This window comes from Shinella sp. GW821-FHT10F02 (assembly GCF_058809275.1).
Genome location: NZ_JBXASL010000001.1, coordinates 1,085,976 through 1,097,657, shown reverse-complemented (window position 1 = coordinate 1,097,657; position 11,682 = coordinate 1,085,976). Strand labels below are relative to the sequence as shown.

Below are 11,682 nucleotides of genomic sequence, written 5' to 3'. Positions count from 1 at the left end.
AGATGCCTCTCCAGACGCAAAGCCGCTGGATTTGCCTTAGTCGCGCAACGCGCTCCGGTCGAGACCGAGCGCCTGTATCGCGTCGGCGTCGATCTTGCGTGATTCATTGTCAAAAACCAACCCGAAACCGGGATAGCCGTCGCCGGCATTGTAATCCCACAGCGCCCAGCCGAAGCCGTTTTCCTCGGCCGCCTTGCGTACGTCATTCAGCCAAAGATAGCGGCCGGGGATTTCGGGGAAGTCTTCCGGCTGGCGGGCAACGCCGAATTCGCCGATGATCAGGCGCGACGGCGCGATCTTTTGCGCCTCGACCCACTTCCGCATGGCGGCGAAATGACCCGCGACATAGCCGTCGTCCACGATCGGCGGATCATCGTAGTAATTCGCCATCGTTGCCTTCGCCTGGTCGAGCGCGTCGTCCGGCACATTGTCCCCGGCGCGCCGGCGCTCCGCGATCAACTGCATCGTGCGGGCAAGCGTCAGGATCCTGTCGGCGCCCGGGCCGGGATAGGCGATGCCGGACATGTAGCGCAGCGGCTCGTTGGCGAAGGGAAGGCCCTGATGCGTAAAGGGATAGGGCCGGTAATAATGCACGTCGACGAGCGTATTGGCGTCGAAGCGGGCCATGTCCAGCTGGGGCAGCGCTTCGGGGGAGGAATAACATCCTGTCGTGAGGACCAGAGCGAGGTCCGGCGCGATCTCGCGCACGGCCGCATAGAGCAGCGGCTGCATGTTGATCCAGTCGTTGGCCGTCGACAGCTGGCATTCCTGCTGCGGCTCGTTCATCAGGCCGAGCGCCGTCTTGTTCGCCGGCAGGTCGCGCAGGTAGCGGGCGAGCTGCTTCAGCCATTCGGCATAGTCGCGGAACGCCGCACCATCGGCGTCTGCCAGGATTCTCGGCGCCGACCAGTTCGGGTCGGAATGGTTGGGATGCGCATCGACCAGCACGCCGAAGCCTGCCGCCTGCAAGCGCCGCACGGTGTCAAAGAGTGCGTCGATGAGCAGGCGCCGTTCCGCTTCCGTCACGGCCAGAAAGGGCGCGGGGGCCACCGGCAGGCGGATGAAATCGAAACCGACGGCGCGCAGGCGCTGAAGCTCCGCCTCGCCGATCCGGGCAAGCGGCCCCTGGAACGGCGGCCAGAGGAAGGCGCCGGGGATCGAGGGATCCTCGTTCGGCAGGCTGTGCAGGCGAGCGAGGTTGATGCCGCGCCGGAAGCTCGGCGCATCGGCCGCAAGTGTGGCGGTTGCCGCGCCGAGAAGCATGATGACGAGCAGGACCAACGGGCGGAAGATCTTCACAGCAGCCTCAACTCCGTTCGCATCGTCATGCCGGGCGCCGCGGCACCGCGGAACACCAGCTGGGCGGAGGGTGTCTTCACGCCGAAGCAGGGCGAACGCCAGCCGAGCCTTTCCGCCTCCTGTCCGCTGACGACCGAGCCCGCCCAGCCTTCAGGCCCGGTGAGCCGCAGGAGTGCCGTGCCTTCGAAAACGAAATCGAAGGCGCCGGGCCGGTCCGTGGCGCGGATGTCGATGCCCTCGCCGGACAAGAACGAAATCGCGACGTCGCCGACCGGTGCCTCGGCACCCTCCAGCCTGTCCTCGATGCGGAACGTGTCCGACGAGACGCGCCGAAGCGCGCGGACATGCTCCACGCCGAAGCGGGCCTTGTAGCCGTCATGCGCCGCCTCGCAGGAGAAGGCGTCGAGGCGGCCGTTCACCGCAAGCCTCCAGACCTCCGCCTTGGCCTTCCAGTTGAAGGCGCCGGAGACGAGGCTGGAGCTTTCACCGCCGATCGACAGCGTGTTGTGCAGCGGCGTGCCGCGGAAGGCATCCCGCCAGGCGCCGCCGGCGTGGTAGAGATAGGTGCCGGCATCCGCCAGCAGCGCCCTGCCGCCATAGGTGAGCCAGACGGCGAGCGTATCGGCATGGCCATGCGCCGCGATCGACAGGAAGCCGAGCGGCCCGTGGTCCATGGCCAATACCAGTTGGCGGTCGTGCACCCGGTCTCGCAGGACCGTGTAGCCGCCCTCAGCGAAGGTGTGCACGCCCTCCCCCTTGGTGGGCGCAAGGCGGCGGCCGAAGACGAGGTCGCGCAGATGCGGCGGTGCCACCGGCGGGGCGATGTCCGGCCGGTCGCAGACTGCGGCTGTGGCCGAGAGCACTGAGGCGACGTAGAACCGGTCGGCCTCCGGATCGCTGACGATCACGCGGCCTTCGTCGTCGTCGCCGATGCGCGGCACCGCACCGGTTTCGTCCATGAACCAGGAAAGCGCCTCGCCGACGGTGGCGAGCTTGTCCAGCACCGTCCGCGGCAACGGATCACCTACCGCCTGCGCCACGCGCACGGCCGTCACATAGAGTTCCAGCGTGAAGGCGGTGTATGTCGGTGATTGTTCGGCGCCGATACCATCGGCGTGGAACTGGCGATCGACTTCTTCCGCCAGCACGCGGCGCGCATAGGCGCGCCAGCGTCCCGCAGCCGGCAGTTCCGGGCAGGCCGTGGCGACGACGTAGAGGCCGACAGCTTCCGCGATCAGGTGATTGTTGGCGGACGAGAAGCGGGACGGATAGCGGCTGAGCCAGTCGCCGGTCGCGGCCAGGAAGGCGCGGATGGCGCGGGTTTCAGCCGCCGAAAAGGCGTCGGCACCGAGCAGCCGCGTCGCGACCAGCACGCTGATGGCGCGCACCGAGAGTTCGATGCCCGACGGCCAGTTGATGCCGTGGAAGGGCGGGTTGTCGGCGATCCAGCTGGCGATCTCGGCCGTCACGAAGGCGCGCAGATCCGCCCGACCCGTCCGTGCGGCCAGCGCCGCGATCGGCTGCAGATATTGCAGGCGGTTGATTTCCCAGACATATTTCACATCGCCATAGACGTCGCTATGCCGATAGTTGATGTCGAAGCAATAGCGGTCCTTCGGCCATTCACGTTGCAAGACCGGGTCGAAATGCCAGAGCGAAGCGTTACCCGCCGACGGCCAATCCACCCCGAGGAAACGATGCCGCCGCGCCATCGCGGCGTCCGCGACACGCTCCCAGCGCGCCAGGAGATCGGCATCCGCCGACGCAACATCGATGGCAGCCGGAAAGAGCGGAAGCGGCCCGTCGCCCTGGTCGAAACGCGCCCAGCCCGGCTGCGCAAGGCGGGCCGAGCGCTTTTTCGCCAGTTCGCCGACCCGGTGCACGACCTCCGCCGTCGACATGGCCGACAGACGCCGCGCATACCAGGAAAGCCGGTTCGAAAGGCCGCCTGAGCTCATCGGCCGGCCTTCGCGCCGACTTTCTCGAAGAGGCGTTCATAGGCGGCCAGCAGCACAGGCGCCGAATGCTCCCACGAGAACGACGCGAGGATGCGCTTGCGTCCGAGTTCGCCCATGGTCTGGCGACGCTCGGGATCATCGATCAGCGCCACGATCTTCTCGCCGAAATCCTTCACGTCGTTGCGCTTGGCATAGAGCGAGGATTCGCCCGCCGAGACCTTGCCCTCGCGTGTCTCGAACTGCACGATCGGCTTTTTCAGCGTCATATATTCGAGGATCTTGTTCATGGTGGACAGGTCGTTCATCGGCGTAACGCGATCGGGATTGATGCAGACATCCGCCGTGTTCAGCATGTCGAGCATCACGTCGTCGGGCGCACGTCCCGTGAAGGTGAAGTAGCGCGAGAGACCGCGCTTCTCCACATCCTCGACGATGGTTGCAAGCTCCGGCCCGCCGCCAACGATGCCGAAATGGATGTCGGTGCGGTGAAGCGTGTTGACGATGTGGTCGACCGCCTCGACGAGCAGGTCCATGCCCTCCTGCTGGCCGATGACGCCGACATAGCCGACGAGGTGGGCAAAGCCCTTCTTCAGCTCTTCTTTCGGCGGGCGGATCTGTAGCTTCTCAATCTTCGGTCCTGAACGCACCACGAAGACGTCGTCCGGCGCCATGCCGCCGCGCTTGATGGCGATGTCGCGGTAGGATTCGTTGGTCGCGATGGACACGGTGGCCGAGCGGAAGGTCAGCCGCTCGAAGAAGCGCGTCACATGATAGAGCATGCCGCGCTTGCCGAACTTCGCCTCGAACAGTTCCGGGCAGATGTCGTGATGGTCGAACAGGAACTTGATGCCGAACGGCCGGAAGAGCCACGCGACGAGGAAGATCAGGTCCGGCGGGTTGCAGCCATGGATGACGTGAAAACCGTGCCGGCGGCGGATCTTGAAGGCGAGCCGCGCCTCGTGGAAGAGAGCGGCAGAATATTCCCGGAGATAACCGAGCGCGCCCCGCGCGTCGATCGGCAGCGGGTGGCGATAGATGTGGATGCCCTCGCGCTCCTCGTAGAGCGCTTCGAACCCCTTGCCCGTCGGGCAGATGACCGAGACCGTATAGCCGGCGGCGCGAAGCGTCGTCGCCTCCGACCACACGCGGCGGTCGAAGGGCACGGGCAGGTTTTCCACGATGATGAGCACGCGCCGGTCGAACGGCCGGTCGACGGCCGCCTCGACCTCCTTACCAGTTAACACCTTCATAGCGTTCCTCCAGCTCACCCACATTCTTCAGGCGCACGAGGTCATATAGCCTCTGGTCCTGCCGCATCTGTGCGGGAAGTTTTTCGAATTCCGGATCCGAATTGCCGACGATCAGCACATCGCCATGCGCCGCCACCCGGTCGAAATCGTCGACGAGGATCGATGAGATGTGCGGGATGACGTTGAGGATGTGATCGCGGTTGGCACCGTAGAGCCGGGCGAAATTGACGAAACGGTCATAGATCAGGATGTCCATGCCCTTGCCGAGCAGGCGCTCCACCAGCGTCACCAGCGGGCTTTCGCGCAGGTCGTCCGTGCCCGATTTGAAGCTGATGCCGAAGATGGAGATCTTGCGCTTGCCATAGGCCATGATCTCGTCGAAGGCGCGGGCGACCTGCTCCTCGTTCGAGCGCAGCAGGCTGTTGAGGAGCGGCAGCTCCAGGTCGAGTTCGCGGCCCTTGTAGGAGAGCGCGCGCACATCCTTCGGCAGGCAGGAGCCGCCGAACGCGAAGCCCGGCATCAGGTAGCGCGGCGAGATGTTGAGCTTCTCGTCCTTGCAGAAGATCTTCATGACCTCGTGGCTGTCGACACCGACGGCCTTGCCGATATTGCCGATCTCGTTGCCGAAGGCGACCTTCACGGCATGCCAGGCGTTGTCGGCATATTTGACAAGCTCGGCGACATCGACGGAGGTCAGGAAACGCGGTGCCTCGATGCCGTCGTAGATCGACGCGATCTGCGCCGCCACGGCCTCGTCTTCGCCGCCAGCAACAATCTTCGGCGGGTTGTCGTAGTCGTAGACGGCACTCGCCTCGCGCAGGAATTCCGGATTGTTGCCGATGGAAAGCTGCGCTTCCGGACCAGCATGTTCGCGCAGCGTCGGGATGATGAGGTTGCGCATGGTGCCCGGCAGCACGGTGGAGCGGATGACGACCGTGTGCGGGCGCTTCTTGCGCGCCACGGCGGCGCCGATCTCCTGGCAGACGCGCAGCACGATGTCTGTGTCGAGCGAGCCGTTCTTGCGGCTCGGCGTGCCGACGCAGATCAGCGACATGTCGGTGGCGTTGACCGCCTCGTCGACATTGGTCGTGGCGCGCAGCCGGCCGTTCTCGATGCCGGCGCGGATCAGTTCGCCCACGCCCTCTTCGACGACCGGCGAGTTGCCGCTGTTGATGATGTCGACCTTGAGCTGCTGATTGTCGACGCCGATGACCTCATGCCCGTCGCGCGACAGGCAAGCGGCGGTCACCGCGCCGACATAACCCAGGCCAAATAGCGAAATCTTCATGCGAACCTCTGCAATATTGCCGATCCCGGCGTGATGACGAAAGTCGCTGCTGAAAGCGCGTCAGTAGCGGCAAAACATTACGGATACCCTTATCCCGGTGCACAAAGGCCGGGCTCGCGCACGACGAGCGGCATTTTCCCACTCTTGTCCCGCGCGATCGCCTCGCAGAAACGGATTTCGACCCGCATCGTCTGCGGCAACCGCTGGGCGACCTTCGCCGCGATCGCCGCCTTCAGCGTCTCGTCCGCCGATCGCTCGGCGACGGCGAGAACCAGCACGCGGTCCGGGTCCGTCTGCCGAAGCTGCATCTGCAAGAGGCCGTCGATGGAGCGGGGGATGTGGTTCATGCCGATCAGACGGCTGCCGTCCGGCGCGATCAGGTAGTCGCTTTCGCGGCCCTCGATGCGGGCGAAGGGCTCTATGCCAAGCGCCACTTCGGCCGCCCCTTGCGCATCGAGCGCACCCGGAGCAATCGCGATGTCGCCGGTGTCGTAGCGGACCAGCGGCTGCGCGGCGTTGCGCAGGTTCGTCGAGATGATGCGGAAACGCCCGTCACCCTCGTTGCCGACCGGTTGCAGTTCCACCCGCCCATAGGCCGGCATGAACCGGTAGGTGGAGGCCTTCAGCGCATAGGCGAAAGAGACCCGCTCGGCCTGGCCGTAATAATCCGCCACGCAGGCGCCGAAAAGCTGTTCGGCGCGCGCGCGAAGCTCGTCCGTCAACACCTCGGAGGAGGTCAGCACGACCGGCACGTCGAGCCGCCAGCCCTTCTGCTCCATGCAGGCGGCGAGCATGTCGAGTGCGGAGGGATAGGCCCAGATCACGCCCGGTGAAAATTCCTTGAGCGCGGTGAAGAAGGTTTCCGCCGTCTCGGCATTCAGATGCGCGACGGAGAAATTCATGATCCGCCCGCCGCGCTCCACGCGCCAGTAGGGCGGCGTGCGGTCGGAAGGGTCCTTGATGGCCTCGCCGCGCAACACGGCGATGCGGTCGTTCCGGAAGTCGCCGCCGGCAAGCGCCACGACATGGTCGATCGCCGCCTGCTCGAAGACGACGGATGCGAAGCTGCGCTTGATGGCGAGCGGAATGCCGGACGAGCCGCTCGTCGCCGCCGCCGCCGTCAGCAGGCCGGAGGGCGAGCGATAGTCGTCGGGTGCCGCGCGCAGCATTTCCTTCGTCAGGATCGGGTAGGCATCAAGCGGCTTGCCATTTTGGGCACTGTAGCCGGGCAGGCTGGCGGCGGCCGCGAGGGTGCGATCGACGAGGCGCTGTTGAAGCGCCTGGCGGCCGGCGGTGTCGCTCGCGTCGAAGGCGGCGAGCTCGCGCCGATAGGCAAGATAGAGCGGCGGGAAGCGGCGAACGAGCGCGTCCCCGAGCGAAGCCATTTTGAGCCGGGCGATCGCGTTCATCGGGCGTCCACCTTTGACACGACACGGCTTATGAAATCGTCATAGGCCCGGACCATGTAGTCCATTCTCAAGGTTTCCCGCTGGTCCATGGCGTTTGCCGCAAGGCGTGCCTGTTCCTGAGGCGAGGCGAGGAAGGTTTTCAGCCCCTGGTGAAACGCTGTCTCGTCGCCCGGGATCAGCAGGCTGTCCTCGCCCTCCGTCAGATATTCGATTTCCGGGCTGTGGAACTCATGCTTGCGGGTGACGATCGGCCGGCCATGCGCGAAGGCATGGTTGATGGCGAGGCCGAGATAACCGGGGATGACCACCGCTCGGGAAAGCTTCATCGCCTTGGCGATACGGATATCCGAAGGGTCGATGGCTCCGGCGAAGCGGATGTTGGGTGCGTCTCCGGCCAGCGCTTCGAGCTTTGCGCGCTGCTCGCCGTCGCCGATCACCAGCACGTCCACCGGCCGGTCGTCCACGTCGCGGTTGGCGACAGCGAAACGCACGAGGCTGTCCACCTCCTTGCGCGGCACCAGGCGGCCGACATAGAGCAGCACGTCGGCATTCGGCCTGAGTCCGAATTCGGCGCGGATTTCAGCATCGTCGATGCCTGCGACCGCTTCGGCGAGCGCGATCTGCTCCTCGACGTCGATCGTGTTGCGCACCACCTGGATGCGGTCGGCGGGCACGCCGATCGACAGGAGATGGTCGCGCCCCTTTTCCGTATAAGCGAGGTAACCATCGCCCCACCGGGCCAGCTTGTCGGCGGCCCAGAGCGCGACGCGGTCCTTCAGCGGCGGCTTGCCGCCTTCGTCCCAGGAGCCATAGGCCTTGCGATAGCCGAAACCCCACCAGAAGACCGGGCGCCGGCGCAGCTTGGCGAGCGCGAGGATGGCGAAGCTCGACAGGAACTTGAATTCATGGCCGATCACGACGCCATCGAACCGGCCGGAAGCAAAGCGCGACACCGCCCGCTGCCAGATCAGCAGTGCCTTCTTCAGCCGCAGCTCGACCGTGCCGACCTCGACATTGGCAAAGGGAAACGGCGGCTGCGCCACTTGCAGCGAGGTGTTGGACGGCGGCTTGCCGTGGAAGACGACATAGTCGTTCTTCGACATCTCCGAGAGCCGCACGTAGAACCCGCGGCGATAGACGGGAACGCAGCCCTGGTGGAAGATCGCGACCTTGTAGGGTTTTGCGGGCTTTTGCAGCATCACGCCTGCCTCCCGCTGCGGCCGTAATAACCGGCGCGCTGCCAGAAGGTCAGCTTGCCGAGCGCCGACATGACCTGCATGGCGCAGCGCGCGTAGAACTGCCGGCTGAAGGGGTAACTCACCGCCGCGAGCGGCGAGAAGATGACGAGCTGGGCAAGCGCCTTGGGCACGATCGCCAGGAACGCCGGCATCGGCCGCGGATCGCGCGTGATGCGCACATGGGTCGTGTTGCGCGCCGTGACGAGCTTGCGGCGCAGGAAGGCCGGCAGCGAGGCCTTCGCCTGCGGCCAGAATTCGTGCACGACGGCATCCGCCACCCAGATGATCTTGCGCCCCTTGCGATAGAGGCCGTGCGTGAAATCCGTATCCTCGCCGCCCGAGCGGCCGAGCCGCGGATCGAAGGGCGGCGTGCCGTCGAAGCAGGTGGCGACGCGGAACATGATGTTGCCCGTGCGCGCGGCCTGCAGTTGCCCGCCGGTCGCCATCGCCTCGCGCTTGCCGAAGAAGAAGGGTGTCGGGTCCCAGCCGAGCGCCGGCTTGTCCTCGAAGACCGGCAGGACGGGCCCGGTGCCCATGTCGGCACTATGGATCAGGAGGGCGCGATGGAGGTTTTCCAGCCAGTCCGGCTCGGCAGTCTCGTCGTCGTCGATGAAGGCAAGGAACTCGCCGCTTGCGGCAGCAACACCGGCGTTCCGAGCATGGGAAATGCCGGCCCGGGTTTCATGGACGTAGCGCGGGCGCGGCTCGAGACCCGAAAGACCTTCGACCCAACTGCGCGCATTGCCGTCCGGCGTGTTGTCGACGACGATCAGCTCCAGGGAGAGGCCGCCCGGCAGACGCTGAGCATAGACCGACGCGATCGTCCGCCTTGCCATCACCTCCCTGTCGAAGGTGCACATGACTACCGAAATCAAGGTCAAGCGCCCTGTCCCTCTTCTCGGCCCACCGGTTGCGGCCGTCGTTCCCGGCATCGTCGCAACCGATGATCGCGCTCGCCGTGTGCCCAACTTGTTGGCGTGTCGTGTCTAACATGGCGTTAATTTCCGCCTTCCGGTCCTGTTTCGGCGCAGGATTCGTCACGGCCTGGTTAATGCCCGTGAAACGGAAAGGATCGAATGCGAAGGAAACGAATTACCAGCGGTAGCGCAACCGGCGCGCGATGCGGTAGGCAAGGCCGCGGGCCTTCTGCTCGGCGCTCGCGAGCGGCAGAAGTCCGGTCGCGGGGTCGAAGGTTTCGGTCAGCGACCGGCGCGGGCAGAACCACACGTCGCGATAGGTGAGCCCCGTCGAGCTGGTGAAGACGCGGTCGTAGCGCTCCGCTTTCAACTGCCGCAGCACTGCCTGGTCGAAACCGCCGAAGGGGATCGAGGCATAGGCGACGGGCGCGCCGAGCGCATCCTCGATCGTCTTGCGGGCATCGACCAGTTCGCGCCGGCGTCCCGCCGCGTCAAGGCGGCGCCAGTCGACATGGTCGTGGCCGTGGCTGCCGATCGTCATGCCGGCGGCGGCGATCTCGCGGATCTGCGCGGCGGAGAGATACCCGCGTTGCCCGATGCGGCCGGCGAGCACGAAAAAGATGCCGCGACGGCCGTGCTCCACCAAAGTCGGCAGGGCGACCTCATAGTCCGAGATATTGCCGTCGTCGAAGGTGACATGCGCCGCGACCCCGGTCTTCGCCTCCAGCTCACCGAGCCCGGCAATCGTCCGGCGGAAGACGTCGGCGGTCACGAAATAGCGAAGCTCCCCCTCGGCTGGCGGCACGATGGGCGCGCCGATGCCGTGGAAGGTGAGGTAAAGGGTGTTGGCGAGCATGGCGTCTCCGGCGGCGATGGGCGACCGCCCCTCCTCTACGCCGCAAAGCTCAAGAAACGGTTTACCCCCTTCGCCCTGCCACCATTGCGCGCGATCCGCCATTGTTCTAGACGTAGCGCCGTGATCGGGCGGCGCGGCCGTATCGGGCACCGCGGGGGCTGAGCGCAGGGTGGTTGCATGAAACGGATCGTGGCGCTTGCCGATAAAGTTCGCGGTTCGCTCTTAGCCCGGAATACCATCGTCTACACATTCAATTTCGGCATGCAGCTGGTCATCCAGTTCGGCTATTTCATGCTGCTGTCCCGCTATCTCGGGCCGTCCGACTACGGTGTCTTCGTCACGCTGTCGGCCATCAACGGCATCGGCGTGCTGCTGATCGGCCTTGGCAGCGACCATGTGATGATCCAGCGCGTTGCCGTCGATCCCGGAAACTTCCCGCGCTACCTCGGCCACAGCGTCGCGATGTCCGCGCTCACCATGCCGGTCGTGGCGGTCTTCGCCATCGCGGTCAGTCACTATCTCGTGAGCGCCCACATCGCGCTGTCCTCGCTGCTTGCCTTCGTCGCCGCCCATCTCGTCTTCGGGCGCATCGTCGCCGTCTGCGCCAGCGCCTTCATGGCCTTCGACCGGGCGAAGCTGCAAATGCTCGTCAATGTCGGCATTGCGGTGCTGCGCGCGCTCTTCCTGGTCGCGGCGGTCGTGCTGCAAAAGGACCTGACGCTCGATCATTGGGCCTGGTGGTATCTCGCCGCCTCCGCGCTTGGCGCACTGATCTCCGTCGTGCTGGTCGCCGTGGTCTGCGGCCTGCCGTCGCCGGCCGTGATCCGCGAGGACATTTCGCTCGGCTTGCAATATTGCCTGGAATTCGTCGCGATCGGCAGTGTCGCCGATGTCGACAAACCGGCCGTCGCCCAGACGCTCGGCCCCGACATTGCCGGCCAGTATGCGGCCGGCTTCAAGATCGTCGATGCCGCGTCCGCGCCTATCCGCGCCCTGCTCTATGCGACCTACACGCGCCACTTCCGCAACGCGTCCGCCAGCGCCGCCGAAAGCGTGCGCTTCGGCCTGAAGCTCGTGCCCTTCTCGCTGCTGATCTCGGTTCCGATCGCGATCTTCCTCTATTTCGTCGCCGACTATATTCCCTATCTCATCGGCCACGATTTCGACGGCACGCCGGAGATCATCCAGCTTCTGGCGCTCTATCCGCTGCTCATGGGCCTTTCCGGCATCGGCGCCGATATCCTGCGCGCGGTCGGCAAGCAGAAGCTGCGCATCACGCTCCTCATCATCACCGCGCTCGTCATGGTGCCGGCGATCTGGGCGGGTGCGGTGCTCGGCGGCCTGCTCGGGGCCGGTCTCGCCCGCCTTATCGTCCAGATCTCGCTCGTCGGCGCGACCTGGCTGTTCCTGGCGCGCGACAAGACCGTCTAGGGCGCATTACACGCGATCTTAAACTTTGCCGGGCAG

The 11,682-nt window shown here is 65.6% G+C and carries 9 protein-coding genes; 1 reads left to right on the top strand and 8 read right to left on the bottom strand.

Annotated features, from left to right (window positions below; genetic code table 11):
- Positions 1 to 36: 36 nt before the first annotated feature.
- From AC1RWL_RS05075 to AC1RWL_RS05040, 8 genes are all read right to left on the bottom strand, one after another.
- On the bottom strand, positions 37 to 1,299 hold the full coding sequence (locus tag AC1RWL_RS05075; protein ID WP_493092959.1) for a glycoside hydrolase family 5 protein: 1,263 nt from the start codon (positions 1,297 to 1,299) through the stop codon (positions 37 to 39).
- Complete coding sequence (locus AC1RWL_RS05070) at positions 1,296 to 3,257, bottom strand: heparinase II/III domain-containing protein (protein WP_493092960.1); 1,962 nt, start codon at positions 3,255 to 3,257, stop codon at positions 1,296 to 1,298. Before AC1RWL_RS05070 ends, AC1RWL_RS05075 begins: the two co-directional genes overlap by 4 nt.
- On the bottom strand, positions 3,254 to 4,507 hold the full coding sequence (locus tag AC1RWL_RS05065; RefSeq protein WP_439615219.1) for a glycosyltransferase family 4 protein: 1,254 nt from the start codon (positions 4,505 to 4,507) through the stop codon (positions 3,254 to 3,256). The genes AC1RWL_RS05070 and AC1RWL_RS05065 overlap by 4 nt, the downstream gene beginning before the upstream one ends.
- Positions 4,488 to 5,795, bottom strand: a complete 1,308-nt coding sequence (locus AC1RWL_RS05060) for a nucleotide sugar dehydrogenase (RefSeq protein ID WP_493092961.1) — start codon at positions 5,793 to 5,795, stop codon at positions 4,488 to 4,490. The genes AC1RWL_RS05065 and AC1RWL_RS05060 overlap by 20 nt, the downstream gene beginning before the upstream one ends.
- An 89-nt stretch (positions 5,796 to 5,884) precedes the next feature.
- Positions 5,885 to 7,204 (bottom strand): phenylacetate--CoA ligase family protein, encoded by a 1,320-nt coding sequence (locus tag AC1RWL_RS05055; RefSeq protein WP_493092962.1) that lies wholly within the window; start codon positions 7,202 to 7,204, stop codon positions 5,885 to 5,887.
- On the bottom strand, positions 7,201 to 8,403 hold the full coding sequence (locus tag AC1RWL_RS05050; protein ID WP_493093832.1) for a glycosyltransferase family 4 protein: 1,203 nt from the start codon (positions 8,401 to 8,403) through the stop codon (positions 7,201 to 7,203). Before AC1RWL_RS05050 ends, AC1RWL_RS05055 begins: the two co-directional genes overlap by 4 nt.
- On the bottom strand, positions 8,403 to 9,323 hold the full coding sequence (locus AC1RWL_RS05045; protein ID WP_493092963.1) for a glycosyltransferase family 2 protein: 921 nt from the start codon (positions 9,321 to 9,323) through the stop codon (positions 8,403 to 8,405). Before AC1RWL_RS05045 ends, AC1RWL_RS05050 begins: the two co-directional genes overlap by 1 nt.
- Positions 9,324 to 9,534: 211 nt before the next feature.
- Entirely contained in the window at positions 9,535 to 10,215 is a 681-nt protein-coding gene (locus AC1RWL_RS05040; RefSeq protein ID WP_493092964.1) for a polysaccharide deacetylase family protein, read from the bottom strand.
- 177 nt (positions 10,216 to 10,392) lie between these two features.
- On the opposite strand from AC1RWL_RS05040, the gene AC1RWL_RS05035 reads away from it, so the two are divergent.
- Positions 10,393 to 11,646 carry an oligosaccharide flippase family protein gene (locus tag AC1RWL_RS05035; RefSeq protein ID WP_493092965.1) on the top strand — a complete coding sequence of 418 codons (1,254 nt, stop codon included), beginning with the start codon at positions 10,393 to 10,395 and terminating at the stop codon, positions 11,644 to 11,646.
- Positions 11,647 to 11,682: the final 36 nt, after the last annotated feature.